This is a genomic window from Gilvibacter sp. CC01 (assembly GCF_055755295.1).
Genome location: NZ_CM146909.1, coordinates 1,597,407 through 1,623,617, shown reverse-complemented (window position 1 = coordinate 1,623,617; position 26,211 = coordinate 1,597,407). Strand labels below are relative to the sequence as shown.

Below are 26,211 nucleotides of genomic sequence, written 5' to 3'. Positions count from 1 at the left end.
CCGATCTTATGGGCGGGAATCATCATCATCACGATACCAAGGGCGCCAAATTAGTGGTGTCTATCTTGCTCAATGTGATTATTACCGCTTCTCAGGTTATTGGAGGAGTTATCTCCGGCAGTCTTGCTTTACTTTCTGATGCACTACATAATTTTAGCGATGTACTATCATTGCTTATAAGTTATATCGCAGAGCGACTTTCCAAACGTTCTGCTTCTATAACAAAAACATTCGGATACAAGCGGGCCGAAATTATCGCTGCTTTTATAAACTCCAGCACTTTGCTCATTGTAGCGGTGATCTTAATTGTGGAGTCTGTAGAGCGTTTTCTAAATCCTCAAGAAATTGAAAGCAATTTAGTGATCTGGCTGTCTGCAATTGCTATAGTTGGAAACGGCTTAAGTGTTCTTTTACTGCGGAAGGAAGCCGGCAGCAACATGAATATGCGCTCTGCCTATTTACACTTACTAACCGATATGGCCGCCTCGGTTGCGGTACTCATTGGCGGTTTACTTATGAAATACTATCAGCTTTGGTGGGTAGATAGCGTCCTTACCATGGCCATTGCCTTGTATCTGATCTTTATGGGATATAATCTTTTCAAACAATCACTCAAAGTACTAATGTTGTTTACGCCGGCAGGAATAGAGATTGAGAACATCATAAAAACCATCAACGAATTTCCAAGTGTTCAGGCCATGCATCATGTACATGTATGGCAGGCCAATGAAGACGAGACGCATCTGGAAGCCCATTTAGATCTACACGAGGATATCCGAATTTCTGAGTTCGACACACTTTTACTTAAAATAGAAGCGTATCTTAAAAAAGAGTACGGAATCAATCACGTAAATATTCAACCAGAATTCAATAAAAACGACGCCAAAGATGTCATTGTCCAAGACTGATCTTACCATTACAATTAAAACCTTTGAAGATCTCAACATCAGGGAGCTCTACGAGTTGCTGCAACTGCGCAGTGAGGTTTTCGTGGTAGAACAAGATTGTGTTTATCAGGATCTGGACGGAAAAGATCAGAAGGCGCTGCACATTATTGGTACGCGCAACGGAAAGATAGTGGCTTATACCCGCTGCTTTAAGCCCGGAGATTATTTTGCAGAAGCGGCCATTGGTAGGGTAGTGGTGGCAGAAGAATTTCGCAAAGACGGTTACGGACATCAAATCATGAAAGCCTCTGTAGCTGCAATATCAGAACACTACAAAACCAATATTATTAAACTTTCTGCGCAGACCTATTTGATCGATTTTTACAACAGCCACGGTTTTAAAACAACTGGGGAATCTTATCTAGAAGATGGAATTCCGCATATCGCAATGATCAAAGCCTAATGAGAATCTTACTCCAAAGAGTCGATAATAAACATCCAGACCTTTTAAAGTTGGTGCAGCAGTTGGATGAGGAACTCAAGATCACCGATGGAGACGATCATGACTTTTACGACCAGTACAATGGTCTGGAAGACATTAAGCATCTACTTTTGGCCTATACTGAAAATCGCGCGACCGCGTGCGGCGGTTTCAAAGCCATAGATAACGCCACGGCTGAAGTAAAACGCATGTACACTGCCCAAGAAGCTCGTGGAAAAGGCCTTGCAAGAGCCGTTTTACAAGAGGTTGAACTTTGGGCTAAGCAAGAGGGTTTTGAACGCTTGGTCTTAGAAACTGGCGTGCGTCAACACTCGGCAATTGCGCTTTACCAGAAAACTGGCTACCAACGTATGGTAGAAAATTATGGCCCTTATAAGGGTGTGGCAGAGAGCCTGTGTTTCTCCAAATTACTTTAGGATCTTAGCATAACGCTGCGGATCATTAAGCACCGCAAGGGCTTCTAAGATCTCCGGGTTGTTCACGACTTGATATTCGTACAAACCTTCGCGATAGAAATAGCGCTTTAAGATCTCTTGCTCTAAAAGAGATTTGATTTCTACCTTTTTGTCGCGCAATTCGTCTTGCTTAACCTCGTTTATGGCAGCTCTCAATTGTCCGTAGGCCTTATCAATCTTGCCCTGCAGTTCGTCACTTTTTGCTTTATTAAAGGCGGCTTCAAAAGCTTTTTCCGTTTCAGTCTCGTATTCGAATCCATCCTTGTCGAGAAACTTTAAAAAGGCCTCAAAATCTGCATCGGTAAACTCAAAATTAGCCCAAGAGTCTAGCTTTTTCTTGTAATAGTAGTCCGTGGCGAAATTAAATATGGCATTATCTCTAAGCAAGGCTGTGGTTATAGGGCTGTACTTAGAAGACTCTAAGACTATGTCTGGAAGAATTCCCCCTCCGTCGTAAACAGTTCTGCCGCCACGCGTTTTAAAGGCGTTATACTCGTCTGGCTCGGCGCGAACCGGATCTCCGTTCTCGTCCCTGTTCCAATAATCCAAGGCTTGAATACATCGACCGCTTGGCGTGTAATATCTGGAAATAGTGATCTTAAGCTGGGTCCCATAAGTGAGTTTTTTTGGGCGCTGTACCAAGCCCTTTCCAAAACTGCGGGCACCAATTACCACCCCGCGATCCAGATCTTGAATGGCTCCAGAAACGATCTCACTTGCTGAGGCTGATCGACCATTGACCAAAACCACCAATGGGATCTCTGTATCCACTGGGTCTTGTTGGGTCATATAGGTGCGGTTGTATTTTTTAATGACGGATTTTGTTGTGGTAATTACCTCTCCCTTATTGACAAATAAGTTCACCACATTAATGGCTTCATTGAGCAAGCCCCCAGGGTTACCCCTAAGGTCCAAAATGATTTTTTTAGCCCCATCTTCTTTCAGATCTTCTAAAGCCTTATGGGTTTCTATAGTGGTCTTAGCATTGAATTTACTCAGCACGATATAGCCAGTATCACCTCCAATCAATTTAGAGAAAGGCACCGCTTTAATGCCTACTGCTTCGCGGGTCAACTGTGTGGTGTATTCTTTACCTTGACGCAAATATGTTAACGAAACCGTAGTGCCAGGAGCCCCTTTTAAGAGGTCTCCGGCATCATCGGTAAAATCACTTAAGGAGATGTTGTCTATCTTAATAATTTCGTCGCCAGCCTTGAGTCCAGCCTTGTCGGCCGGATAGTCTTTAAAAGGCTCCATTACAATGATCTTGCCTTTTGCTGTGCGTGCCGAAGCACCAATTCCGGTATATTCTCCAGAATTATTGATGCGCGCGTCTTCTACCTCCTGTTCATTCCAGTAAACCGTATATGGGTCCAAGTCGTCCAACATTCCGGTGATGGCTTTGTCCATCAGTTCTGCTGGAGTGGTCTCGTCTACATAATTCATATTGAGTTCTTTGAACAAGGTGGTGAAAATCTCCACCTGTTTTGCAATTTCAAAGAAGTCGTTTTTAAAAGCTGTGGTGCTGATCAAAATCAGCCCTAAAACCATAGGGATTCCGATACGTTTTACGCGTTTAAGCATAGCTCGATTTTTTATGAGTTCGCAGATCTTTTAGATCTTTTCAAATAGCTTCTAATAATAAAGAACACCAGGCTAACAACCAATAAGAAGGGCCAGAGGTATAGCACTCCTATAAAAAAGGTCAACAGTCCGTTCCACCCGCCTTTTAAAGCATTGGCGATCTTGCTGCCAAAAGACACCTGAGCCTGAGCCTCCACAGTCTCTTTGTAAAAGCGAAGGCTAATCGTGCTCATGCTCACCTGACTTTGCAGGTAGTTCAATCGTCCTTGTTTAGCTTCTATCTCTTCGCGGATACTGGCCAGTTCGCGTTCTATCTCCAACATTTCTTTTACGTTCTTAGCCTTGCTGAGCAGTTGCAGATAGCGCTCCTCTAATTTGCGTTTGGCTTTGAGTCGGGCTTGGAGATCGACAAATTCTTCGCCCATATCTCTGCGCGAGATCCGTTTGGTGTCAAAATAATCCACGCCTTGACCGATAGAATCCACTAGGGTCTCAAAATTTGCCGAAGGTACGCGGATCACCAAGTTTCGATAGACTTGGTTGTATGATTTTCCGGTATTGTCGTCTTGCAAGTTTCCGCCCGTTGCAGCGATGGCTTTTCGAACGCGTAAATAAGTAGCGTCCATGTCTCGCGTAGCGAATTCAATGTCTGCCGTTTTGATGATCTTGGTGTCATCGGTTTTCACATCCTGATCTTCGGAGTAGTTGCTCTCCACAACAAATTCTTCCATTTCACTCCAACCTGCCTCATCGGCTGCGGCGTATTTCGCAGAAGAATTTCCGCCGTCAGAACAGGCTAAAAAAGTCCCAAAAAGGGTAATAAATAAGGTTTTCATCATTCCAATTGTTTTAAAAGTTTAACCATTAACAGGCGTAATTCATTTAAAGTTGGAAGATTCTTGCCCGTGTAAACAAAGAGTATCAAATACCGTGCAGAAGTCTTTTGGAATTGGCTTTTCTCCAATCTATAGGCTTCTCGCATCAAGCGTTTAACACGATTGCGGTCTACAGCGCTCTTAAAATTTCGCTTAGAAACGGCAAAGGCCGCTTTATGCGCTTGCAGCTCAGCAGGCATAAAACGCATCAGCAGCGGAAACGACTTAGCACTTTTACCTTCGGTAAATAAGGCCTCAATCTGTTTACTGCTCTTTAATCGCTCCGAAGCAGGAAATTTTAGCATAGGTTAAATGTAACCAATTAAGAGGCTCAGAAATCCCAATTATTTCTAAAAACAAAAAAAGTCCCGCCATTGCGGGACTTTTAGAACTTTTATGCGGGCCAATTAAAGCTTCTTCACATTGTCGTCTGGACTCACGTCCGCCATTAATTTAGACGGATCGATCTCGATGCTCTGAATGCTCTTACCGTTGTTAGGAATCTCGAAATCGTAGGTTGGGTACGCCCAAGCCCAGCCTTCCAATATCGTGCGATTCACCCCAGAGTATGGGTTGTCTTTCGTGCCTCGCATTATGCGCAATGGAATATAGAATGACTCTTTAGAACCATTGGCATAAGTTACCATTAGATCTATTGGCATTGGCATTAGCCCAGTGCGTTTAAGGGTTACTTGTGTTCCGCTGTCTGTAGCAACCACATTTTCGATACCGTAATCTATAGTGTTGGTAGTTTGTCCAAAGTCTTGCAAGTACCAATCTAACTCTAAACCAGAAACCTTCTCGGCTACACGAATAAAGTCGTTAGGCGTAGGATGCTTGAACACAAAATCGGTGTAATAACGCTTAATGGTCTTGGCCAGGTTTTCCTTCCCGATCACATAACCCAACTGCGCCATAAACACAGCACCTTTGCTGTAAGCAGCAATACCGTAAGCCATGTTAATGTCATAACGATCCGCATGGGTGGTCAAGGGTTGTTCCTTCCCGCTGTTGGCTAGGTAAATATAACCGCGGTACGAACCTGAATGTGGGTTTTCGGAATTCTCTCCCATGATCTCGTTCATCGCCTCGCTGGAAATGTAAGAGGTAAAGCCCTCATCCATCCATTCGTGAATAGATTCGTTGGTTGCTAGTAAGAATTGAAACCAACTGTGCGCCATTTCGTGAGCTGTCACACCAACTAAAGAGCCGAATTTACGCTCTCCGGTGATCAAAGTGCTCATGGCGTATTCCATTCCTCCGTCTCCTCCTTGGATCACAGAATACTGCTTGTAAGGATAGGTTCCAATATGGGTGTTGAAGTATTCTAAAAGCTCCGCAGTTTTAGGTTGCAATTCTTTCCAATTCTTTAAACTCTGTTCGTTCATGGTCTTCTTGTAGTAGAAGTTCAATGTTACTCCATTAGCTCCTTGATAAGTATCGTGGATATAATCCGGATCTGCTGCCCAAGTAAAGTCATGAACCATAGGAGCGTCGAAAACATAAGTCGTTTTGCCGCGCTTGGTTTTAGGTTCACCGACCAAGTATCCCGTACCGCCTACAACGAAATCTTTATCGATACTCAAAGTGACTTTCCAGTCTCCCCAAACACCATGAAATTCGCGTCCAATGTAAGGATGAGCATGCCAGCCTTGAAAATCGTATTCCGCTAATTTTGGGTACCACTGCGTCATGGAGTAGGCTACACCTTCTGCATTATAGCGCCCACTTCTGCGGATCTGTACAGGTACTTGCGCATCCCATTCCATATAAAAAGTGGTACTGGCTCCAGGCAAGATGGCCTCTGCTAGATCAACCTCCATAACCGTGCCCACAACCTCATAGTTGAGGTCCATACCGTTTTGAGTCAGTTTCAAGGGTTTGATGTAACCAATCTCTTCTGGGTTCAATTTAGATATACGATCTTTTACTCGCGGATCTGCATCGGCAATGGTTCTGGAACGAACGTCCATTTCGCTGCCTGGTTGAAACGCATTGAAGTACAAATGATAGAATACACGATTAAGCGTGTCTGGCGAATTGTTAGTGTATTCAATGGTTTGCTTTCCTTTATACTGATGGGTTTCAACATCAAAGTCGATGTCCATAGTATAATCGGCCTTTTGCTGCCAATAGGAAGTGTTGTTCTGCGCATAGCTGCCTAGCGCAAAGCAAGTCAGCAGCAATAAAACTAAATTTCTCATTATCGAGCCATTTTATCTGCCATAAGAATGGCGTTATACATGTTTACCATATTCCCAGATTTGGAGATCTCTCCAAAGGCCTGAGCGTTTGAGCTGTCTCCTCCAAGAACTACATTTTGTGAAGAGCTCAAACCGCTTTTCATCAAGATATCTTTTACTTGAGCAGCCGATAGGCTTGGGTAATAGGAGCGAATAACCGCAGCAACTCCGGCAACAGCTGGCGCCGCCATAGAAGTTCCTTGCTGATACTCGTAAGTGCTGTTTGGCATAGTTGACCAGATCTTGGTTCCAGGCGCAAACACATCAACAGAAGTATTTCCGTAGTTAGAAAAGGAGGCAACCATTTCACTTCCGTAGTCGTGGTGCAACGCCCCAATGGTGATAAAGTTGTCTGCGATCTCAGAACCGTCTAATTCCTGATCGTTCGGGTATACTTGAATTCCATCTAGATCGAAGGCCTCATTACCAGCTGCATTAACGATCAACACATCTTTGCTAGCTGCATATTTAATGGCGTCCCAAACCCATTCTGGGTGTGGAGAATAGTACTTACCAAAACTAGTGTTGATCACCTTTGCACCATTGTCTGCCGCGTAGCGGATCGCTAAAGCGATGTCTTTGTCGTACTCGTCACCGTCTGGCACTGCGCGCAGCACCATGATCTCAACATTGTTAGCAACCCCGTTCATCCCGAGGCCGTTGTTGCGCTCTGCAGCAATGATACCAGCCACATGCGTTCCGTGAGACACATCTTCTTTGTCTTCAGACGGACCGTCTACATCGTTATTTCCGTAAGATTTGTCGTTCCAGTCGTCTGGGTTATCACCCAAAACAACTCTAAAATCCTCAGTCATGTTGAAATGCGTTTCCAAACGGCCAGAGAAATACTCGATTCCTCCCTCCAATTGCTCAATTACATCTGGCACTGAATCACCATAGTTGAGCATTTGGGTCAGCATGCCAATTTGCTGCTGCGTTGCTGCGTCCGGGTTTGAAATACCCTGAAGGTCTTTAGCGTTGTAGTCCTCTTTGCCTAAACGCTTAGCAATAGCTTCGTGAGCGGGTTTTACTTGCCCCATAATGGCATTGTATTGGTTCAAACCGGCCTGTACATCGGCTAGTTCTTTATCGTACTCTGCCTTGGCTTTTTGATAGATAGCATAATCGGCGCGATCTGCCGCACTGATGGCTGCTTCGGATTTACCTTCGAACTTAGGGCCTAGTTTGCGCAGATAGCGTACATATTCCATGTTCTCGCCAATGATATCGCCTAAGAAGTTCCAACCGTGAATGTCGTCAACATAACCGTTGTTGTCGTCATCCTTACCGTTGTTAGGGATCTCATCTTTGTTCACCCAGATCACATCGTCCAGGTCTTCGTGTTCAATATCGGTTCCGCTATCGATCACAGCAACGATCACCGTTTGCCCCTTTTTCTTGTTGAGTAATTCTGCATAGGCTTTATCTACGCTCATTCCAGGGATGGTGTCTGCAACAAGGTCAGCAGCACCCCAAGCCTTCATTTGGGCTTCTGTAAGCGGCTCCACTTTTAAAGGCACGGCATCGATATTTCCAATTGGAGTGGAAACCAATGGGGCAGGTCCGCCACAGGCAACCAAAAACAGCGACGAACATAGTGCTGGCAGGATCATCTTCTTCATATTCATAAATATCATTAATTAAATAGATTGTTAAATGTATAGGCTTGGTCAAAACGCACACCTTTTTCGGTGTGTTTAACCGTAATAATTTCGTTATAAGGGTCGTGTTCTAGGAACAAATAGAATTCTTCTGTTGCGGCTTTGTCTAAAAAGGCCGCTTTTTCATCTAAGGTCAACAGTGGTCGGGTGTCATAACCCATTACATAGGGTAGCGGCACATGCCCCGCCGTTGGTAAGAGGTCTGCCATAAACACCAAGGTCTTTCCTTTGTATTGAATGTGCGGAATCATTTGCTTTTCCGTATGTCCATCGGCAAAAAGTATTCCAAAGCCCAATTCACTTGACTGGGCATAAGGCAAATCTTGAGGGTCTATAAAGTGCAACTGCCCGCTCTCTTCTAACGGCATGATGTTCTCCTTTAAAAACGAGGCTTTCTCTCTTGCGTTTGGATGCACCGCCCAATCCCAATGTGATCTGTTGGTCCAGTATTTGGCATTTTTAAATGCTGGTCGGTATCCGCTCTTGTCTGCGTTCCAGACCACCGAACCTCCGCAGTGATCAAAGTGCAAATGCGTCATGAATACATCGGTAATGTCCTCCGGATGAAAACCGTACTTGGCCAAAGATTTTTCTAAACTATAATCGCCCCAGAGATAATAATAGCCAAAGAATTTCTCCGACTGTTTATTACCCATACCGGTATCGATAAGTATAAGACGATCGCCATCTTCGATAAGTAAACAGCGGGCGGCCATGTCGATCATATTGTTGGCGTCGGCGGGGTTGGTTCGCGTCCAAAGCGACTTGGGCACCACGCCGAACATAGCGCCACCATCTAACTTAAAATTTCCGGATTCAATAGGGTAGAGGGTCATCAGTAATTAATAGTTATGCAAAATACTAAATGCCAAAGACTCTTGTGAGATTAAAGCCCAGATTTTTGGAATTGTTAACTAAGTATTTTAACAATTTTAGCACTTATGGGTTCAATGCGATCAAATCTTGTTATTTTTAAAAACCAAACCGCAGCACATGATCGAATTAGCAGGGATAATCGTTTTAGGGATTTTGGCCCAATGGGTGGCCTGGAAATTTAAGATTCCAGCCATTTTACCATTGATCCTGATCGGACTTTTTGTGGGGCCGATCTCTACCCTGATTTCCGAAGACGGCACCCAGTGGATTCAGCCTATTTACAATGGCGACAAAGGGCTATTCCCCAATCAGCATTTGTTCAATTTTGTGTCTTTGGCTATTGGTATCATTCTCTTTGAAGGTGGCTTGACCTTAAAGCGCGGAGAGGTTTCAAAAATAGGTCCGGTTATTGGAAAGCTAATAAGTTTGGGCTCTATTGTGACCTTTGCGGGAGCTGGTTTCGCGGCTCATTATATCTTTGGATTAGACTGGCGCATTAGCTTTTTATTCTCTTCTCTGATTATCGTTACGGGACCAACAGTGATCACTCCCATCTTAAGAAACATTCCATTAAAAAAGGACGTTTCTGCAGTGTTGAAATGGGAGGGAATCTTGATCGACCCTATAGGTGCCTTGGTGGCTGTATTGGTCTTTGAGTTCATTAGCGTGGGAGGAGATGCCGGTTACACCAAGCAAGCTTTGGTAGAATTCGGGAAGATCGTGCTCATTGGTTTTGCCTTTGGTATTTCTGGCGGATATGCACTGTACTATGCCATTAAAAAGAAATTTATTCCGCACTACTTGCTCAATGTGGTGGCTCTTTCTGTGGTGCTGCTCATTTTTGTGGAGAGTGACGTTTTTGCCCACGAATCAGGACTATTGGCTGTAGTGGTAATGGGAATGTTCTTGGGTAATAGTGATTTGCCCAACCTCAAGGAACTGCTTTATTTTAAAGAATCACTCAGCGTTTTACTGATCTCTATTCTATTCATTTTATTGGCAGCCAATATTTCATTGGACGACCTCTTGTTGGTATACACTTGGGAAACGGCAGCCCTTTTGGCAGTGATCGTCTTTGTGTTGCGCCCGGTAGGCGTTTTCATGTCTACTATAGGCAGCAGTTTAAAGACCAACGAAAAACTCTTTATCTCATGGGTAGGGCCTCGTGGTATTGTAGCAGCGGGTATCGCTTCGCTTTTTGGAACCAAATTGGTAGAACAAGGAATTCGCGGGGCTGAATATATCACGCCACTTGTCTTTGCTGTGGTTTTAGCCACGGTATTGCTCAATGCGGCAACCGCCCGCCTCTTTGCCCGATTGGTAGGGGTGTTTTTAACTACTTCGGACTCGATTATTATAGTCGGGGCCTCTAAGCCGTCTCGAGTGATCGGGAAATACCTCAAAAAGAACAAGCGCGAGGTTGTATTGATTGACACCAACGCGAACAATATCAACTTGGCGCGGGAACTTGGGTTGGATTCTTTAAATGCCAACATTTACGAAGGCGATCTAACCGACAATATCGAATTTAATGACGTAGGCTATCTCATTGCCATGACCGGGAATGACGAGATCAATAAATATGCACTAAACAAGTATAGCGCAACTTTGGGTGAGAATGGTTCCTTCCGACTTATGAGCGATGAAGAACGCAAAAACGGTTTGCAAAACGGAAGTGCTCCAAGCGAAGTACTTTCTACTACTCATGACTATGCGGACCTTACAAGAGTGGCTAATGAGTTTCCTTCTATTCAAGAGATAGACATAGATTCTGCCGCTGTTTTCCAGCGCTTATTAGATTATATATATGACCACAAAGATATGGTGGCTTTGTTCTTAAAAGCTCCGGACGGAGAGTTGAGCTTTATTACTAATCCTTCTGAGATGGAGGTGGAAGAAGGTTCACAACTCGCCTATTTAGGAAAGACCATCGATGTGGAAAGTGTACTTAAAAACGGGTAGAGTAATCAGAAGTGCATCCGCAGAAAATAAACCTTTAAAACTAACGCTCCAAATCACAAAGCCATCTGTTATGAAATACGTCTTCTTTTTTGCAGCTGCCTTAAGCCTCGGATCTTGTAAAGACGACGATGTGGCCTGTGTAACTTGTGATAATGAACTAACACAAAGTTTTACTCTTTGTCGAGAGGCAAATGGAGACGCTTCGGTTAACGGTCAAGATACCGACACCGATTACGATGTTTACTTATCGAATCTAACGCAACAGGGAACGAGCTGCAACTAGTCGTTGAGCTTCAATACTGCCATAAAGGCTTCCTGAGGAATTTCTACATTACCCACCTGACGCATACGCTTCTTTCCTTTTTTCTGCTTTTCTAAAAGCTTTCTTTTACGGGAGATATCACCGCCATAACATTTGGCAGTAACGTCTTTTCTAAGCGCTTTCACCGTCTCACGAGCAATGATTTTGGCTCCGATAGCGGCTTGAATTGGTATGTCGAATTGTTGTCTTGGAATAAGTTCCTTAAGCTTCTCACACATCTTTTTCCCAATGTCATAGGCGTTGTCTTTGTGCAAGAGAGCCGAAAGGGCATCAACAGTATTTCCGTTTAGAAGCACGTCTACTTTTACAAGATTAGAGGTGCGCATTCCAATAGGTGCGTAATCAAAGGAAGCATATCCTTTAGAAACCGTTTTGAGGCGGTCGTAAAAGTCAAAAACGATCTCTGCCAAAGGCATATCGAATGACAATTCCACACGCTCTTGGGTCAGGTAGTTCTGATTGGTGATCTGGCCGCGCTTTTCGATACACAGGCTCATTACCGGACCAACAAAGTCTGATTTGGTTATGATGCTCGCTTTGATATAAGGCTCTTCTACGCGATTCAAGGTAGAAGGCTCTGGCAGATCGGACGGATTGTTAACCAAAATGACCTCGTCTGGTTCTTTATTGGTATAGGCGTGATAAGACACGTTTGGTACCGTGGTGATCACTGTCATATTGAATTCGCGCTCTAGGCGCTCTTGAATGATCTCCAGGTGAAGCATCCCCAAGAATCCGCAGCGGAATCCAAATCCAAGTGCCGCAGAACTCTCTGGTTGGAAAACCAGCGAAGCATCATTAAGCTGCAATTTTTCCATGGAGTTTCTCAGTTCTTCGTAATCTTCTGTATCGACAGGGTAGATCCCAGCAAATACCATTGGCTTTACGTCTTCAAAACCTTCGATCATTTTAGTGGTAGGCTGCTTGGCGTCTGTAATGGTATCACCCACTTTTACATCGCGCGCATCTTTTATCCCTGTAATGAGGTAGCCCACGTCTCCTGCGCCTACTTTTTGCTTCGGAGCTTGTTTGAGTTTAAGCGTACCTACCTCGTCTGCAAAATAGGTTTTGCCTGTAGCCATGAATTTGATCTGCTGTCCTTTGCGGATCTCACCATCGATAACTCTAAAGTAGGTTTCTACACCGCGGAAAGGGTTGTATACCGAGTCAAAGATCAAGGCTTGCAAAGGCGAGTCTGCATCTCCTTCTGGAGCAGGAATACGCTCAATAATCGCATTCAGAATATCTTCTATGCCAATACCAGTTTTAGCACTAGCAGGAATTACCTCCTCGGCACGGCAGCCTAAAAGGTCGACTATGTCGTCTGTAACTTCTTCCGGGTTTGCACTTGGCAGATCCACTTTGTTAAGCACCGGAATGATCTCCAAATCGTTCTCTAAGGCCAAGTACAAGTTAGAAATGGTCTGCGCTTGGATGCTCTGTGCAGCATCTACAACAAGTAGCGCTCCTTCGCAGGCAGCAATAGATCGTGACACCTCGTAGCTAAAATCCACGTGGCCAGGAGTGTCGATCAGGTTCAAGACATAGGTCTCGCCCTGGTACACGTACTCCATCTGAATCGCATGACTCTTAATGGTGATCCCGCGTTCACGCTCCAGGTCCATACTATCTAGGAGCTGGTCCTGTTTTTCGCGCTGGGTTATAGCGCCGGTAAATTCCAACAGGCGATCGGCCAAGGTAGACTTGCCGTGATCGATGTGTGCAATGATGCAAAAGTTGCGAAAGTGCTTCATATACTTGCCTTTGGGGCTATTTGGCGCAAAGATAGTGCAAAAGCGTGGCTTTTAGTAAGATTTTAAAAGAATCTGAATTTGCTTAATTTTGCAGCCAATGGCCAAGATAGGAGACATAGACGTAGGAGAATTTCCATTGTTGCTCGCACCGATGGAAGATGTGAGCGATCCACCCTTTCGCGCCTTGTGTAAAGAGCAAGGGGCAGATGTGGTGTATACGGAGTTTATTTCCTCCGAAGGACTCATTAGAGATGCTGCAAAAAGTGTGATCAAGCTCGACATTTATGAGAAGGAACGCCCTGTTGGCATCCAGATCTTTGGGGCCAATATGGATTCCATGCTACAGTCTGTAGATATAGTTACTGCATCAAAGCCAGATATTATAGACATCAATTTTGGGTGTCCGGTAAAAAAGGTCGTCTCCAAAGGTGCCGGCGCCGGCATTTTGAAAGATATAGATCTTATGGTCAAGCTCACTAAGGCTATGGTAGAACGCACTCATTTGCCCATTACTGTGAAGACTCGTTTGGGTTGGGATCACGATAGCATCAAGATCGTCGAGGTGGCCGAGCGTTTACAAGATGTGGGCTGTAAAGCCATATCAATTCACGGACGAACCCGAGCACAGATGTATAAAGGCGATGCAGATTGGCGCCCAATTGCGGAAGTGAAGAACAACCCACGCATGCACATTCCTGTTTTTGGAAACGGCGATGTGAACACCCCAGAACGCGCTGTAGAGATGCGGGATGAGTATGGTTTAGATGGCGCCATGATCGGTCGGGCAAGTATTGGCTATCCTTGGTTCTTTAGAGAGGTGAAGCATTACTTTGAAACCGGACAACATTTACCGCCTCCTACTATGCAAGAACGCGTAGACGCAGCCAGACGTCATTTACAAATGTCTATCGATTGGAAAGGGGAGAAGCTGGGCGTTTTTGAAACCCGCAGACACTACACCAATTATTTTAAAGGAATTCCTCACTTTAAGGAGTACCGTTCTAAAATGGTGACCAGCGATGATTCTGCAGATGTATTTGCAACCTTTGATGAGGTTTTGGAACGTTTTGGAGACTTTCAGTTTGCTTAGATCTTAGCAAGCATTTTCTCGTTCACATTTCTCGAAGCAATATTGGACGCAATTAGGCCAAGCACCAACATGGTGACCAAAACTACAAGGGCGTTCAAAACTGTGGGTTTAACCGGATAGGGTAAAGTTGGTGTAATTGCTACCCATCCGAATTGCAACTGACACCATACAATAATAAAACCGAGCGCCAGACCTATTACCCCACTTACGGCCGTAAGCAATACACCGTGATAGTAAAAGATCTTCCGGATTTCACTACCCAACAAGCCCATATTCTGCAGGGTTTTTAAATTGCCTTTTTTATCTAAGATCATCATGATTATAGCGCCAATAACATTGAAAAGCGCAATGATCAACACCAAAGTAAAGATGAGATATACGGCCACGTTCTCTGTATTGAGCATTTTGTAGAGCGCGTCGTTTTGTTGTAATCGTGTCTTGATATCGACAGGATTTTGAAACAGTGTTGCAAGGGCTTCTTTCACCTCTTCTGGGTCGGCACCAGGATCTAATTTGATCTCCAAGCCAGATACGATGTTCTCATCATATCCTAATAAACGCCGGGCAAGATCTATATCAGCAAAAACAAAAGTATCATCTACATCTTCATTGACATTATAAATGCCGGTTACTACTACCCGCTCTTTTCTAAAGGCTTGAGTTGGGTCTAAGATCTGCCCCGTACCGGGCTTTGGTGCGTAGATTTCTAAAAGCTCGCTGTAGTCATAAGTACCTAAAGAAAGTTTAACCGAAGCTGTAAGCCCAAGCACCACTTCATTTTCTCCTTGGCGAAACCAATCGTTAATGAACAGCATACTGTCAATAGGCACAACGGAACCAAAACGCGCATCTACTCCTTTTATAGTGGCAATGTGGTTTTTTCCTTTAAAGTTTAGGTAAACGCGTTCTTCTACAACTTCAGAAATAGCTAGGACTCCCTCTGTCTTTAATATTGCCTGTCGCAGGCTCGCATCACTAGTGAATGTTTTTCCAGTTTCCGGAGAGACCTTGAGATCGGCATCGAAAACATTGGCAAAACTCAGCGAAAAGTCACGAAGCCCAGCAAAACCGGAAAGTACAATATGCAAAGCCGCCGTAGCAACTATGACGCCTATCGCTGCAATTCGCGTGATCTTATTTATAGCGTTGTTATTGCTTTTGCTCCAGAGATATCGCTTGGCAATGTAGAAAGGAGTGTTCAACTCAAGACTTTTTTCTTTTCCCCAGTAAATCAGGATTTCTAACAGGGTCAACCTCGCCTTCTAAAGCTTTATCTATAGATTCGATGTACTCTAGTGAATCGTCGAGGTAAAAGATCAAGTCCGGCATTTTGCGCAATTGGTCGCGCGTCAGTTGGGCTAATTGATGCTTGATGTTAGGCGTGACCGTTTTGATCTCCTCCATCATTGCTTTGGCATGAGCCGCCGGAAATATGCTCAGATATACTTTAGCAATAGACAGATCTACGGTGACATTTACTTTGGTAACAGACACCACCAAATGAGTTTGTCCTGCCTCGCGCAACATTTTCTGTATGAGCGTGGCAATGTCACTTTGCAGGATTCCTGCTATTTTTTTCTGCCGATTGTTTTCGTTCATACTACAAAAGTAGCATATTTACTTGTTGAATACATTATTCTAGCACAATTGAAATTATAGTGAGATGCGAAAGATCGAACATATAGGAATAGCCGTAAAAGACTTAGAACAAGCTAATAGTGTGTACGCAGCACTTTTAGGAAAGCCTCATTACAAGGTAGAGACAGTGGAGTCAGAAGGCGTTGACACCTCTTTTTTTGAATGTGGCGATTCAAAGATTGAACTGTTAGCGGCGACCAATCCGGAGAGTCCCATTGCTAAATTCATTGAAAAACGAGGAGAGGGAATACACCACATCGCATTTGCGGTAGATGATATAAAAGCAGAAATAGAACGGCTAAAAGCGGAAGGTTTCCGAGTGCTGAACGAAACCCCAAAAAAAGGTGCTGACAATAAAATCATTGCGTTTTTACACCCAAAATCGTCCAATGGAGTGTTAGTTGAGCTATGTCAGGACAGAAATTGATTCAAATAGTTTGCGGATAAATTAACTAATTTTACATTTGCACACTGTTTCAGGACCCATAGCTCAGCTGGTTAGAGCACCTGACTCATAATCAGGGGGTCGAAGGTTCGAGCCCTTCTGGGTCCACTAGATTGTAAAATAATAGTTACTAATTCTCAGAGAGTGAAGGTTTTCCTTTGCGATTTTAAAAAAATTAGTACATTAGAACCCGATTATGCGACCCCAAATCGTAAAAATAACAGTCTTAGGACTGTGTTTGCTGTTGCCCCAATCAATAGCTGCCCAGAGTCCACCACCGCCTACGGGTCCCCCCCCACCGGGACTTCCCATAGATGCATCAAGCTTTGTATTGCTTATTTTTGGTCTAACCCTTGGGGTGTTTATTGCGTATCGCAGAAAGCGACTTAGCTAGACTGACGCAAGAGTTTCTGAACGTATTTTCCTACCACATCAAATTCAAGATTGACCGTATCTCCGACTTTCAAGGAATTAAAATTGGTATGTTCGTAAGTGTATGGAATGATAGCAACGCTGAATTCCGTGTCCGTACTGTCTACAACAGTTAAACTTACTCCGTTTACCGTGATTGAACCTTTTTCAATGGTAAGATTCCCAGGCATGAGTTCGTGTTGGAATCTATAGGTCCAGCTGCCATCTAATGACTCCGCAGCGATACAAGTAGCAGTTTGATCCACATGACCTTGAACAATATGACCGTCCAAACGAGCTCCCATTTTCATAGCACGCTCCAAATTAATCCCACTACCAATAGTTAAGGCTCCAAGATTCGACTTTTGAAGTGTTTCGTCTATAGCAGTAACAGTGTATTGGTTGTCGTCTAGAGCAACTACAGTTAAACACACTCCATTGTGTGCCACGCTTTGATCGATTTGAAGTTCCGGTGTCATTGCCGCTTTCATTCTGATATGAAGGTTGCTACCCTCACGCTCCAAATGAACAACTTCGGCTACTTCTTCTATGATCCCTGTAAACATCTTAATATTGTTGTTAACTTTGTGATGCAAAAATACGAATAATCGCCCAGCTGATTAAGCTAAGCGGTCAAGCGTTTAAGACCATAAGCTTTGAATAAAAAGGAACAGATCACAGTGGGGATCTCTATTGGAGACCTAAACGGAATTGGTGGAGAGATCGTCTTGAAAACCTTCTTGGATTCACGCATGCTCGAATTCTGCACACCCGTGATCTTTGCTTCGGTAAAGCTCATGTCCTTCTATAAAAAGCATTTTGATTATCCGATAAATCTTCACGGAATAAACAACCTGGATCAGATCGCTCATAAAAAGATCAATGTGCTCAACGTCTGGAAAGAAGGAGTTGCGGTGAACTTCGGAGAAGAAAAGCCCGAAGCAGGAGCTTTTGCTATAAAGAGTTTTAAGGCTGCAGTCACCGCCCTTAAACAAGACAAGATCGATGTTTTGGTCACCGCGCCTATTCACAAATACAATATTCAAGCTGAGGACTTCAAATTCCCAGGACACACAGATTACTTGAATGAGCAGTTAGAAGGCAACAGTATGATGTTTATGATCAGTGAGTCCTTGCGCGTTGGCTTGCTCACAGATCATTTGCCTGTTAAAGATGTATCGGCAGCGATTACTCCAGAGCTGATCACCACCAAAATAAAGACAGTAACCCAAACCCTGAAACAGGATTTTGGGATCATTACTCCTAAGATCGCAGTATTGGGCATTAACCCTCATACCGGAGATAATGGCGTCATTGGTAAAGAAGACGACGAGGTGGTGCGGCCAACTTTGGCAAAACTTAACGAAGAAGGCACCTTAGTTTACGGCCCTTATGCCGCCGATAGTTTTTTTGGCACTAAGAATCATTTGAACTTCGATGCGATCATCGCCGCATATCACGATCAAGGTTTGGTGCCGTTCAAGACCTTATCATTTGGGCAAGGGGTGAATTATACCGCTGGACTAGATAAAATAAGGACTTCGCCTGACCACGGAACGGCCTATGACAAGGCCGGGAAAGGGGAGGCAGACCACACTTCATTTAAAGAGGCTGTGTTCAGCGCTATTCAGATCTACAAGACCAGACAAGAATATTTGGAGTTGAGTGCTAATCCATTACAGAAAAGAGCCCGTAAAGTCTTGGCAAAAAAGCGCTAAGGCTTCGTAGTCCGTTTTAATTTATTTTTTATCTTTGCAGCCGTCTTTGATAGAGACGGGGTAGTAAACGAATTGATTGTGAAGGATTTGAAAGCATATACCATCCCGTTTGTGGGCCTTAAAATAGGCAGCCATCAGTTTGACTATCAGATAGACAACACGTTCTTTGAGCACTTTGAGTATGACGAATTCCACAAGGCTAACGTAAAAGTTGATCTAGAATTAGAAAAGAAAAGCACCTTATTAGACCTGCATTTTCAATTCAACGGAACCGTCAATGTCAATTGTGATTTGACCAATGAACCATATAATCAGCCAATTTCTGGCAATTTTGATCTGGTTGTTAAGTTTGGTCAAGAGTACAATGACGAAGAAGAAGATCTTCTGATTTTACCCCACGGTAGCTACGAGGTAGACGTTGCACAGTACATATATGAAAGCATTGTACTTGCAGTTCCAGCCAAAAGGGTGCATCCCGGTGTAGCAGATGGGACTTTAAAATCTGAGGCACTCGACAAACTCGAAGAACTCAGTCTGAATAATCAGGCAGAACAATCTGACGAAGATCAAACAGATCCGCGTTGGGACGATTTAAAGAAATTATTAACGGATAAATAAATAAGTAATGGCACATCCTAAGAGAAAGATCTCTAAAACCAGAAGAGACAAGCGCAGAACGCACTACAAGGCAACTGCTCCTCAATTGGCCACAGATCCTACTACAGGAGAGACGCACTTGTATCACAGAGCGCACTGGCACGAAGGAAAGCTTTACTACCGAGGACAGGTTCTTATTGACGATACCGAGTCTGCGGAAAGCTAGTAGTACCTGTTTGTAAATTATTACTCTCGCTATCAATTTATTTGATCTGCGAGAGTTTTTTATTACATATGCCCAAAATTGTCATAAATGACCCAATTTTGGCTTGTTTTAATCGAAAATTCGTTATTTTCACTTCCTTTTAAGGCATAATGCCTTTTTTTGTGTACTGAATTCTGTAAAATGAGTAAGATCACAGCAGCTATTACCGCTGTCGGGGGCTACCTGCCAGATTACGTACTGACCAACCAGATTTTGGAGACTATGGTCGATACGAACGACGAATGGATCACCACCCGAACGGGAATCAAAGAACGCCGCCTTTTAAAAGACAGCAATAAAGGAACCTCTTATCTGGCTATTAAAGCTGCTCAAGATGTCCTTCAGAAAAGCGGTACAGACCCAAAAGATATTGATATGGTCATTATGGCCACAGCGACTCCGGATATGCCGGTAGCAGCAACAGGCGTTTACGTAGCCACCCAGATTGGAGCCGTAAACGCTTTTTCTTATGATTTAGTTGCAGCTTGCTCGAGTTTTCTTTACGGAATGTCTACAGCAGCACGTTATATTGAATCTGGACGCTATAAAAAAGTACTGCTTATTGGAGCAGACAAGATGTCTTCTATAATTGATTATGAAGATCGTGCCACTTGTATCATTTTTGGTGATGGAGGTGGTGCCGTGCTTTTTGAACCTAATGAAGAAGGTTATGGCCTGCAAGATGAGGTTTTAAGAAGCGACGGGATTGGCCGTGAGCACTTAAAGATCGACGCGGGAGGATCCATTCTTCCTGCTTCTCATGAAACTGTAGATGCCAAGCAGCATTATGTTTTCCAAGACGGGAAGACCGTTTTTAAATTTGCGGTTTCCAATATGGCAGACGGAGCAGCTCAGATCTTAGAGCGCAACAATTTGACCGGCGATGATGTCGCTTGGCTGGTACCACACCAAGCCAATAAGCGTATCATTGATGCTACTGCAAGACGGATGGGATTGGATGATAACAAGGTCATGATGAACATTGAACGCTACGGAAACACCACTTCGGCTACCCTGCCGCTGTGTCTATACGATTACGAAAAACAGCTCAAAAAAGGAGACAAGCTAATTTTTGCTTCTTTTGGCGGTGGATTTACCTGGGGGTCGATCTATCTGACTTGGGCATATGATTCATAAAAACCACAACCTAATAAACTAAAAAAACAAGATCCGATGGAAATTAAGGATATTCAGAATCTCATCAAATTTGTAGCCAAATCTGGCGCAAATGAGGTAAAATTGGAGACGGACGAGTTTAAGATCACCATTCGTACAGGAATGGAAAGCAAAGGTCCGGAAGCAACTTATATTCAGCAGATCCCTGCCGCCGCCGCTGCTCCTGTTGCTGCTGCTCCAGCTGCCGAAGCTGCTGCTCCAGCTGCCCAAGCTCCTGCTGCTGCAGACGATTCAAAATACGTAACTATCAAATCACCGATTATTGGAACCTTCTACCGTCGTCCGGCGCCAGACAAACCTATGTTTGTTGAGGTAGGCGACAGTATTGGTAATGGAGATGTACTTTGTGTGATAGAAGCCATGAAGCTCTTCAATGAAATCGAGTCAGAAGTATCAGGAACGATCGTTAAGATCTTGGTTGACGACTCTTCTCCAGTGGAGTTCGACCAGCCATTATTTTTAATCGACCCTTCTTAGTCAAATCGCATTACATAGTGCGTCTGGGTCTAAGTACTTCGGACGTAAAAAAATCACAGTGTTATGTTTAAAAAAATACTGATTGCCAATCGGGGAGAGATCGCCTTGCGCGTAATTCGAACCTGTAAAGAGATGGGTATTAAAACGGTAGCCGTTTATTCCACTGCCGATGCGGAAAGTCTTCATGTGCGTTTTGCCGATGAAGCCGTATGTATAGGACCGCCCGCCAGTTCTGAATCCTATCTTAAAATAGCTAATATCATCGCTGCGGCAGAGATCACCAATGCCGATGCGATTCATCCAGGATATGGTTTCTTGTCAGAGAACGCAAAGTTCTCTAAGATCTGTGAAGAGCACGATATTAAATTTATCGGCGCCTCCGCAGAGATGATCGACCGTATGGGAGACAAAGCTTCTGCAAAAGCAACCATGAAAGCTGCAGGAGTGCCTTGTGTCCCTGGATCTGATGGTGTTATTCCAGATTTTGAAACCTGCAAGAAACTAGCTGTAGAGACAGGATATCCTGTTATGCTTAAAGCTAGTGCCGGAGGAGGAGGAAAAGGAATGCGCGCCGTTTGGAAAGAAGAAGACTTGCAATCCGCATGGGAATCTGCACGACAGGAGAGTAAAGCTGCTTTTGGAAACGACGACATGTATATGGAGAAGCTCATTGAGGAGCCGCGCCATATTGAGATCCAAATTGTAGGAGATTCTACAGGAAAGGCCTGTCACCTCAGTGAGCGTGATTGTTCTGTTCAAAGACGTCACCAAAAGCTAACAGAGGAGACTCCTTCTCCTTTCATGACCGATGAACTGCGCGATGCCATGGGCAAAGCAGCTGTAAAGGCGGCAGAATATATCAATTATGAAGGCGCGGGTACAGTAGAATTTTTGGTGGATAAGCACCGCAATTTCTACTTCATGGAAATGAACACGCGTATTCAGGTAGAACACCCTATCACAGAAGAGGTTGTAGATCACGACTTGATCCGTGAGCAGATCAAAGTTGCTGCTGGGATAAAGATCTCTGGTAAGAACTACTACCCACAGTTGCACTCTATCGAATGTCGTATCAATGCGGAAGATCCTTATAACGACTTTAGACCTTCGCCAGGACGCATTACAGTTTTGCATGCGCCAGGAGGACACGGAGTTCGTTTGGATACACACGTATACGCTGGTTACATGATTCCACCAAACTACGATTCCATGATCGCTAAGTTGATCGTTACCGCGCAAACGCGTGAAGAGGCGATCGCTAAAATGAAGCGCGCATTAGATGAGTTTGTTATTGAAGGAATCAAAACAACCATCCCATTCCACCGTCAGCTTATGGAAGAGCCGGATTATGTAGAAGGAAACTACACCACCGCTTTCATGAATGACTTTGAAATGCGCGAACCTGAAGAAGAATAAACATTCGCAACAGATATTGAGAAATCCGGAGTCTAATGGCTTCGGATTTTTTTATTTTTAGTCCATGCGAGAAGGTTATTTTAAGCATATCGTTTTTGTTTTGGTCTCAATACTTGTAGTGATTATTGGCCTCAAGACCTTAGGGCTGTACTTCGCATTTGCCATACCGCTGTTCATGCTCGTTTTTATTATCATCGTAAAAAATTCTAAGAAGTGAATTTGTCGTATTGGGAACACAAGAGTTGGTTTGCCAACTTAGATTTTGTTATAGTGGGGAGTGGTATTGTCGGCCTTGCTGCAGCCATTGAATTACGACACAAACATCCCAAGTCCAAGATCGCGGTTTTGGAGCGGGGCATGTTGCCGTCTGGCGCTAGTACTAAGAATGCTGGCTTTGCTTGCTTCGGAAGCGTTTCGGAGCTCCTAGACGACCTTTCTGTTCATAGTGAAAAGGAAGTGGTTGCTTTGGTTAAAAAACGTGTGTATGGCCTAGAAACACTAAAAAAACTGTTGGGGACAGACGCCATCGGTTATGATCCCTGTGGAGGATATGAATTATTCACCCTGCAAGACGAAGCGCTCTACACACAAAGCTTGGAAGCGATCGGGAGGCTAAACAAGCTTTTGGATCCCATATTTGATGCTCCGGTTTTTAGCAGGCTTGAGAATTCCTTCGGATTTGATAATATTCAGCCGCAACTGATCTTTAATGCATTTGAAGGAAAGATAGATACTGGCGCTATGATGCAGGCCTTTATAAAGAAAGCCTACGGTTCTGATATTCAGATTATAAACGGTGCTACGGTCACGGCCATGAGTGATTCAACCGGCGGAGTTTCTCTTGAGATCAATGGAGAATTTTCTATTCGTGCCGGTCGAGTTCTAGTAGCAACCAACGGATTGGCCGGAAGTCTGTTAAAAGAAGATCTAAAACCCGCCAGAGCACAAGTCTTGATCACCGAACCCATAGCCAATTTGCATTTTAACGGCACCTTTCATTTAGACAGAGGCTACTATTATTTTAGAAATATAGATGGTCGTATTCTCTTTGGGGGCGGGCGTAATTTGGATATGGAAGGAGAAACCACTACGCTTATGGAAACCACAGAACAGATCCAAACTGCTTTAGATTTACTGTTGCGCCATACGATTTTACCCGGTAAAGACGTTAAAATTGAACAACGCTGGAGCGGTATCATGGGAGTCGGAAGCAAAAAGGCGCCTATTGTAAAGCAAGTGTCAGAACACGTTTATTGTGGCATTCGTCTGGGAGGTATGGGAGTTGCTATAGGAGCAGACACAGGTACTTCGCTCGCCAAGTTGATCGATTGATGCGCAAACTGATCCGTTTTGTAATTAAAACCTTTATTTGGTTCTTGGTCTTATCTAACCTTTGGGCATTGGCCTATAAATATTTGCCTGTTCCAGCTACGCCACTTATGGCTATTCGGTATTTTCAGACAGATGAGAAGGCGAGTATTCAACACCACTGGGTCGCTATAGAACAGATAGCTCCAAACCTACAAAAGGCAGTTATATGTGCAGAAGACCAACAGTTTCTTAAGCATAATGGATTTGATGTGGCCGCTATAAAAAAGGCTCGAGAGCAAAACAAAGCAGGCAAGAAGTTGCGCGGGGCCAGCACCATAAGTCAACAAACGGCAAAAAACGTATTTCTTTGGCCACATAGGTCATGGGCGCGAAAGGGTTTTGAGGCTTACTTTACTTTTTTGATCGAGATGTATTGGAGCAAAGAACGCATTTTGGAAGTCTATTTGAACAGCATTGAATTTGGTCCAAGTATTTATGGAGCTCAAGCAGCTGCTGAGCATTGGTTCAATACAGATGCAGACAAATTAAACCGAGATCAAGCCCTAGGGTTAGCGGCTATCTTACCCAATCCATTAAAATATAGGCCGGTGGCTCCTAATGCCTACATAGCTAAAAGAAAGTCTTGGATCAGCCAGCAGATGTATAACTTTGGCCCTCTTGATCTAGAATCGGAAAACGCAAAGAACCTTGGAACAAAATAAATCCGAATTAATAGCCCTCTGTCATGCCTGGTTGGACAAACGCTTAGATGGCCTTAAACAGGCGCAATCCGCGGTAGATGAATCTTTACAGGGTGCCGTAAAAAGCAGCGCTGGAGACAAGCACAATACAGAAAGAGCGCATTTACAACTACAGGCCGAAAAGCTGGGGCAGCAATTCAAGGCGATAGATCAGCAACGTTTAGCGCTATCCAAGATCCAATCTGGAGTCGCTACAGGAAAAGTGCATTTGGGCAGCTTGGTTGAAACAGATCAGCAGCGCTATTTCATAGCTATTGCCGCTGGAGCTTTAAAGGTTAAAGGAGATCAGATCTGGGCAATAGCCCCACAAAGCCCTATTGGCCAATTACTACTTGGAAAATCGGTTGGAGAAAGTATCGATTGGAACGGAAATAGTCAGCAGATAATTAAGATTCACTAATCGTCTGCAGCGGCGTCGTAAACCTCGATTTCCAAGGCCTTTGCCAAACCATTTGCCTTATGCATAGCGTCTTCTTTCGTATCTGTTTCGTAAACGGTGATGTGCTTATTGGTTTGGTAAAAAAGGTTGATCCGGAACACGGTCTTGCCCATGTTGGCCTCCGCAGTGATTACGCGAGCCCTATAATTTTTTACCGTTTTAAAAACGGACACATATTCTATTTCAGGCAACGGTTTCCAATTTCCAACCGTAACACCCCAAACCGAATACAGGTTCCGATATCGCTTTTCAAAAACTTCAACTTCGGCTCCTTCTCGTAGTGCCAGTCGGGCAGAAACCCCGAGGATGATAAGCCCAAACATGGTGCCTTGCGTGAGCAAATAAACCCCAAAGAGTGCAACCACGATAGAGAAAAATACCTTGATCTGAGAAATAGGATTTAAAAAACGCATTAGCGGTCAATTTTTAAGTGGATTTCTGTTCCTGGTTCAATGCTCTCAGAAGTGTTGAAGAACAACTCCTGCTCGCCATCTTGGGCTTGAACAAGGTAATGACTTCCTTTGAAATAGCTCGCCTTTACCCTAGCACTAAAATCTGCTTGCTGCTTGGATAAATGCAGTTGATGTGGAAACAAATACTGCCCATTGGGCAAGGCATTGATCTCTCCAAAGAACCCGGCCTGATATGCGCTTGAGATATTCTTATAAAGCTGATCTGGCGGCCCAAAAAACGAGACTTTACCATTTTCTAATATCAACACCTGATCTGCAAAACTCAAGGCTTCATTTGCATCATGTGTAGCTGTGACACAGGTAATTCCTGCGGTTTTTAAATAGTTGTAGAGTTGTCTGCGGAGTCTGGAGCGTCTAAACTCATCAATGTGTGCAAAGGGTTCATCTAGCAGCAGTACCTCTGGCACTAAGGCTAAGGCCTTGGCAATAGCCACGCGTTGTTTTTGCCCGCCGCTAAGCGATTTTACCTTCTTTTCGGCAAAGGGTTCTAAGTCCAATAAAGTTAATAGTTCTTGTGTGCGGACAGCTTCTTGCTGCGGATTCAATCTGGAAAAATGCTCTTGAATGTTCTCGCTGACTGTGGTGTAAGGCATTACATTGGCCTCTTGCGCCACTAATTTCATATAAGGTGCTCCGGGAACCAGTTGATTCTTCGGCCCGAGTACAGCTTCACCTTTCCACAGGATCTCGCCTTGGTCCAGGTCCATCAACCCGTAAATAAGATGCAGCAAAGTAGATTTACCACTGCCGCTTTCTCCCAAGATCGCTAAATGGTCTCCGGTATTTAGAGAAAACGCTAAGGGACCCAACAGCTCTTGTTGCTCCTGATAGCTGAATTTGTCAATTGAAACTGTTAACATAGAAAAAAGCCCT

The 26,211-nt window shown here is 44.0% G+C and carries 28 protein-coding genes and 1 tRNA gene; 17 read left to right on the top strand and 12 right to left on the bottom strand.

Annotation, left to right across the window (positions count from 1 at the left end; genetic code table 11):
- Positions 1–8 precede the first annotated feature (8 nt).
- The 3 genes from AC0J2F_RS07680 to AC0J2F_RS07670 are packed head-to-tail and all read left to right on the top strand — an operon-like array spanning position 9 to position 1,805.
- On the top strand, positions 9–908 hold the full coding sequence (locus tag AC0J2F_RS07680) for a cation diffusion facilitator family transporter (RefSeq protein ID WP_473007139.1): 900 nt from the start codon (positions 9–11) through the stop codon (positions 906–908).
- Positions 889–1,350, top strand: a complete 462-nt coding sequence (locus AC0J2F_RS07675; protein ID WP_473007138.1) for a GNAT family N-acetyltransferase — start codon at positions 889–891, stop codon at positions 1,348–1,350. The genes AC0J2F_RS07680 and AC0J2F_RS07675 overlap by 20 nt, the downstream gene beginning before the upstream one ends.
- Positions 1,350–1,805, top strand: a complete 456-nt coding sequence (locus tag AC0J2F_RS07670) for a GNAT family N-acetyltransferase (RefSeq protein ID WP_473007137.1) — start codon at positions 1,350–1,352, stop codon at positions 1,803–1,805. Before AC0J2F_RS07675 ends, AC0J2F_RS07670 begins: the two co-directional genes overlap by 1 nt.
- Here AC0J2F_RS07670 and AC0J2F_RS07665 read toward each other — a convergent pair.
- The 6 genes from AC0J2F_RS07665 to AC0J2F_RS07640 form a co-directional block, all read right to left on the bottom strand.
- Positions 1,797–3,428, bottom strand: a complete 1,632-nt coding sequence (locus AC0J2F_RS07665; protein WP_473007136.1) for a S41 family peptidase — start codon at positions 3,426–3,428, stop codon at positions 1,797–1,799. The two genes, AC0J2F_RS07670 and AC0J2F_RS07665, sit on opposite strands and share 9 nt — an antisense overlap.
- An 11-nt stretch (positions 3,429–3,439) precedes the next feature.
- Positions 3,440–4,267, bottom strand: a complete 828-nt coding sequence (locus AC0J2F_RS07660) for a DUF4349 domain-containing protein (RefSeq protein ID WP_473007135.1) — start codon at positions 4,265–4,267, stop codon at positions 3,440–3,442.
- Entirely contained in the window at positions 4,264–4,608 is a 345-nt protein-coding gene (gene rnpA, locus AC0J2F_RS07655; RefSeq protein ID WP_473007134.1) for a ribonuclease P protein component, read from the bottom strand. Before rnpA ends, AC0J2F_RS07660 begins: the two co-directional genes overlap by 4 nt.
- 102 nt (positions 4,609–4,710) lie before the next feature.
- The gene (locus AC0J2F_RS07650) at positions 4,711–6,507 is read right to left on the bottom strand and encodes a M1 family metallopeptidase (RefSeq protein ID WP_473007133.1); all 1,797 of its coding nucleotides are present in this window, start codon (positions 6,505–6,507) and stop codon (positions 4,711–4,713) included.
- Complete coding sequence (locus AC0J2F_RS07645) at positions 6,507–8,174, bottom strand: S8 family peptidase (RefSeq protein ID WP_473007132.1); 1,668 nt, start codon at positions 8,172–8,174, stop codon at positions 6,507–6,509. The genes AC0J2F_RS07650 and AC0J2F_RS07645 overlap by 1 nt, the downstream gene beginning before the upstream one ends.
- An 8-nt stretch (positions 8,175–8,182) precedes the next feature.
- Positions 8,183–9,043 carry an MBL fold metallo-hydrolase gene (locus AC0J2F_RS07640; RefSeq protein ID WP_473007131.1) on the bottom strand — a complete coding sequence of 287 codons (861 nt, stop codon included), beginning with the start codon at positions 9,041–9,043 and terminating at the stop codon, positions 8,183–8,185.
- A 157-nt stretch (positions 9,044–9,200) separates the two neighbouring features.
- Between AC0J2F_RS07640 and AC0J2F_RS07635 the strand changes: the two genes are divergently transcribed.
- Both AC0J2F_RS07635 and AC0J2F_RS07630 read left to right on the top strand, forming a co-directional pair.
- A complete protein-coding gene (locus tag AC0J2F_RS07635; RefSeq protein ID WP_473007130.1) occupies positions 9,201–11,045 on the top strand; it encodes a cation:proton antiporter in 1,845 nt (614 codons plus the stop codon).
- A 70-nt stretch (positions 11,046–11,115) separates the two neighbouring features.
- Positions 11,116–11,328, top strand: coding sequence for a hypothetical protein (locus AC0J2F_RS07630; protein ID WP_473007129.1), 213 nt, complete (start codon positions 11,116–11,118; stop codon positions 11,326–11,328).
- Here the strand turns inward: AC0J2F_RS07630 and lepA are convergent.
- On the bottom strand, positions 11,325–13,121 hold the full coding sequence (gene lepA / locus AC0J2F_RS07625) for a translation elongation factor 4 (protein WP_473007128.1): 1,797 nt from the start codon (positions 13,119–13,121) through the stop codon (positions 11,325–11,327). The two genes, AC0J2F_RS07630 and lepA, sit on opposite strands and share 4 nt — an antisense overlap.
- Positions 13,122–13,218: 97 nt before the next feature.
- Here lepA and dusB point away from each other — a divergent pair, with 97 nt between their 5' ends.
- Positions 13,219–14,211 (top strand): tRNA dihydrouridine synthase DusB, encoded by a 993-nt coding sequence (gene dusB / locus AC0J2F_RS07620; protein WP_473007127.1) that lies wholly within the window; start codon positions 13,219–13,221, stop codon positions 14,209–14,211.
- Here the strand turns inward: dusB and AC0J2F_RS07615 are convergent.
- Together AC0J2F_RS07615 and rbfA are read right to left on the bottom strand one after the other, a co-directional pair.
- Positions 14,208–15,413 carry an ABC transporter permease gene (locus AC0J2F_RS07615; protein WP_473007126.1) on the bottom strand — a complete coding sequence of 402 codons (1,206 nt, stop codon included), beginning with the start codon at positions 15,411–15,413 and terminating at the stop codon, positions 14,208–14,210. The genes dusB and AC0J2F_RS07615 overlap by 4 nt on opposite strands.
- A gap of 1 nt (position 15,414) precedes the next feature.
- Positions 15,415–15,810: a 30S ribosome-binding factor RbfA gene (rbfA, locus tag AC0J2F_RS07610; protein ID WP_473007125.1), complete on the bottom strand. Its 396-nt coding sequence runs from the start codon at positions 15,808–15,810 to the stop codon at positions 15,415–15,417.
- Positions 15,811–15,874: 64 nt separating this feature from the next.
- Between rbfA and mce the strand changes: the two genes are divergently transcribed.
- Positions 15,875–16,276, top strand: a complete 402-nt coding sequence (mce, locus tag AC0J2F_RS07605) for a methylmalonyl-CoA epimerase (RefSeq protein ID WP_473007124.1) — start codon at positions 15,875–15,877, stop codon at positions 16,274–16,276.
- 52 nt (positions 16,277–16,328) lie between these two features.
- A tRNA-Ile gene (locus tag AC0J2F_RS07600) sits at positions 16,329–16,402 on the top strand.
- Positions 16,403–16,680: 278 nt separating this feature from the next.
- Here the strand turns inward: AC0J2F_RS07600 and AC0J2F_RS07595 are convergent.
- Entirely contained in the window at positions 16,681–17,271 is a 591-nt protein-coding gene (locus AC0J2F_RS07595; protein WP_473009376.1) for a riboflavin synthase, read from the bottom strand.
- A gap of 90 nt (positions 17,272–17,361) precedes the next feature.
- Between AC0J2F_RS07595 and pdxA the strand changes: the two genes are divergently transcribed.
- The 9 genes from pdxA to AC0J2F_RS07550 all read left to right on the top strand — a co-directional run bounded on the left by pdxA (position 17,362) and on the right by AC0J2F_RS07550 (position 24,826).
- Positions 17,362–18,423, top strand: coding sequence for a 4-hydroxythreonine-4-phosphate dehydrogenase PdxA (gene pdxA, locus AC0J2F_RS07590; RefSeq protein ID WP_473007123.1), 1,062 nt, complete (start codon positions 17,362–17,364; stop codon positions 18,421–18,423).
- Positions 18,424–18,501: 78 nt separating this feature from the next.
- Positions 18,502–19,041, top strand: coding sequence for a YceD family protein (locus AC0J2F_RS07585; RefSeq protein WP_473007122.1), 540 nt, complete (start codon positions 18,502–18,504; stop codon positions 19,039–19,041).
- A 7-nt stretch (positions 19,042–19,048) separates the two neighbouring features.
- Positions 19,049–19,246, top strand: coding sequence for a 50S ribosomal protein L32 (gene rpmF / locus AC0J2F_RS07580; RefSeq protein ID WP_087523871.1), 198 nt, complete (start codon positions 19,049–19,051; stop codon positions 19,244–19,246).
- Positions 19,247–19,426: 180 nt separating this feature from the next.
- Complete coding sequence (locus AC0J2F_RS07575; protein ID WP_473007121.1) at positions 19,427–20,422, top strand: beta-ketoacyl-ACP synthase III; 996 nt, start codon at positions 19,427–19,429, stop codon at positions 20,420–20,422.
- Positions 20,423–20,458: 36 nt separating this feature from the next.
- Positions 20,459–20,938 (top strand): acetyl-CoA carboxylase biotin carboxyl carrier protein, encoded by a 480-nt coding sequence (accB, locus tag AC0J2F_RS07570; protein ID WP_473007120.1) that lies wholly within the window; start codon positions 20,459–20,461, stop codon positions 20,936–20,938.
- Between the two features lie 63 nt (positions 20,939–21,001).
- Positions 21,002–22,354 (top strand): acetyl-CoA carboxylase biotin carboxylase subunit, encoded by a 1,353-nt coding sequence (gene accC, locus AC0J2F_RS07565; RefSeq protein WP_473007119.1) that lies wholly within the window; start codon positions 21,002–21,004, stop codon positions 22,352–22,354.
- 213 nt (positions 22,355–22,567) lie between these two features.
- Positions 22,568–23,686, top strand: coding sequence for an NAD(P)/FAD-dependent oxidoreductase (locus AC0J2F_RS07560; protein WP_473007118.1), 1,119 nt, complete (start codon positions 22,568–22,570; stop codon positions 23,684–23,686).
- On the top strand, positions 23,686–24,387 hold the full coding sequence (gene mtgA / locus AC0J2F_RS07555; RefSeq protein ID WP_473007117.1) for a monofunctional biosynthetic peptidoglycan transglycosylase: 702 nt from the start codon (positions 23,686–23,688) through the stop codon (positions 24,385–24,387). Before AC0J2F_RS07560 ends, mtgA begins: the two co-directional genes overlap by 1 nt.
- A complete protein-coding gene (locus tag AC0J2F_RS07550) occupies positions 24,374–24,826 on the top strand; it encodes a 3-oxoacyl-ACP synthase (protein ID WP_473007116.1) in 453 nt (150 codons plus the stop codon). The genes mtgA and AC0J2F_RS07550 overlap by 14 nt, the downstream gene beginning before the upstream one ends.
- Here the strand turns inward: AC0J2F_RS07550 and AC0J2F_RS07545 are convergent.
- The gene (locus tag AC0J2F_RS07545; protein WP_473007115.1) at positions 24,823–25,278 is read right to left on the bottom strand and encodes a hypothetical protein; all 456 of its coding nucleotides are present in this window, start codon (positions 25,276–25,278) and stop codon (positions 24,823–24,825) included. The genes AC0J2F_RS07550 and AC0J2F_RS07545 overlap by 4 nt on opposite strands.
- Complete coding sequence (locus AC0J2F_RS07540) at positions 25,278–26,198, bottom strand: ABC transporter ATP-binding protein (protein WP_473007114.1); 921 nt, start codon at positions 26,196–26,198, stop codon at positions 25,278–25,280. Before AC0J2F_RS07540 ends, AC0J2F_RS07545 begins: the two co-directional genes overlap by 1 nt.
- Between the last annotated feature and the right edge of the window lie 13 nt (positions 26,199–26,211).

Coding starts and splice junctions, on each gene's coding strand:
- AC0J2F_RS07680 (WP_473007139.1), top strand. CDS start 9: ATGGGCGGGAATCATCATCATCACGATACCAAGGGCGCCAAATTAGTG.
- AC0J2F_RS07675 (WP_473007138.1), top strand. CDS start 889: ATGTCATTGTCCAAGACTGATCTTACCATTACAATTAAAACCTTTGAA.
- AC0J2F_RS07670 (WP_473007137.1), top strand. CDS start 1,350: ATGAGAATCTTACTCCAAAGAGTCGATAATAAACATCCAGACCTTTTA.
- AC0J2F_RS07665 (WP_473007136.1), bottom strand. CDS start 3,428: ATGCTTAAACGCGTAAAACGTATCGGAATCCCTATGGTTTTAGGGCTG.
- AC0J2F_RS07660 (WP_473007135.1), bottom strand. CDS start 4,267: ATGATGAAAACCTTATTTATTACCCTTTTTGGGACTTTTTTAGCCTGT.
- rnpA (WP_473007134.1), bottom strand. CDS start 4,608: ATGCTAAAATTTCCTGCTTCGGAGCGATTAAAGAGCAGTAAACAGATT.
- AC0J2F_RS07650 (WP_473007133.1), bottom strand. CDS start 6,507: ATGAGAAATTTAGTTTTATTGCTGCTGACTTGCTTTGCGCTAGGCAGC.
- AC0J2F_RS07645 (WP_473007132.1), bottom strand. CDS start 8,174: ATGAATATGAAGAAGATGATCCTGCCAGCACTATGTTCGTCGCTGTTT.
- AC0J2F_RS07640 (WP_473007131.1), bottom strand. CDS start 9,043: ATGACCCTCTACCCTATTGAATCCGGAAATTTTAAGTTAGATGGTGGC.
- AC0J2F_RS07635 (WP_473007130.1), top strand. CDS start 9,201: ATGATCGAATTAGCAGGGATAATCGTTTTAGGGATTTTGGCCCAATGG.
- AC0J2F_RS07630 (WP_473007129.1), top strand. CDS start 11,116: ATGAAATACGTCTTCTTTTTTGCAGCTGCCTTAAGCCTCGGATCTTGT.
- lepA (WP_473007128.1), bottom strand. CDS start 13,121: ATGAAGCACTTTCGCAACTTTTGCATCATTGCACACATCGATCACGGC.
- dusB (WP_473007127.1), top strand. CDS start 13,219: ATGGCCAAGATAGGAGACATAGACGTAGGAGAATTTCCATTGTTGCTC.
- rbfA (WP_473007125.1), bottom strand. CDS start 15,810: ATGAACGAAAACAATCGGCAGAAAAAAATAGCAGGAATCCTGCAAAGT.
- mce (WP_473007124.1), top strand. CDS start 15,875: ATGCGAAAGATCGAACATATAGGAATAGCCGTAAAAGACTTAGAACAA.
- AC0J2F_RS07595 (WP_473009376.1), bottom strand. CDS start 17,271: ATGTTTACAGGGATCATAGAAGAAGTAGCCGAAGTTGTTCATTTGGAG.
- rpmF (WP_087523871.1), top strand. CDS start 19,049: ATGGCACATCCTAAGAGAAAGATCTCTAAAACCAGAAGAGACAAGCGC.
- AC0J2F_RS07575 (WP_473007121.1), top strand. CDS start 19,427: ATGAGTAAGATCACAGCAGCTATTACCGCTGTCGGGGGCTACCTGCCA.
- accB (WP_473007120.1), top strand. CDS start 20,459: ATGGAAATTAAGGATATTCAGAATCTCATCAAATTTGTAGCCAAATCT.
- accC (WP_473007119.1), top strand. CDS start 21,002: ATGTTTAAAAAAATACTGATTGCCAATCGGGGAGAGATCGCCTTGCGC.
- mtgA (WP_473007117.1), top strand. CDS start 23,686: ATGCGCAAACTGATCCGTTTTGTAATTAAAACCTTTATTTGGTTCTTG.
- AC0J2F_RS07545 (WP_473007115.1), bottom strand. CDS start 25,278: ATGCGTTTTTTAAATCCTATTTCTCAGATCAAGGTATTTTTCTCTATC.
- AC0J2F_RS07540 (WP_473007114.1), bottom strand. CDS start 26,198: ATGTTAACAGTTTCAATTGACAAATTCAGCTATCAGGAGCAACAAGAG.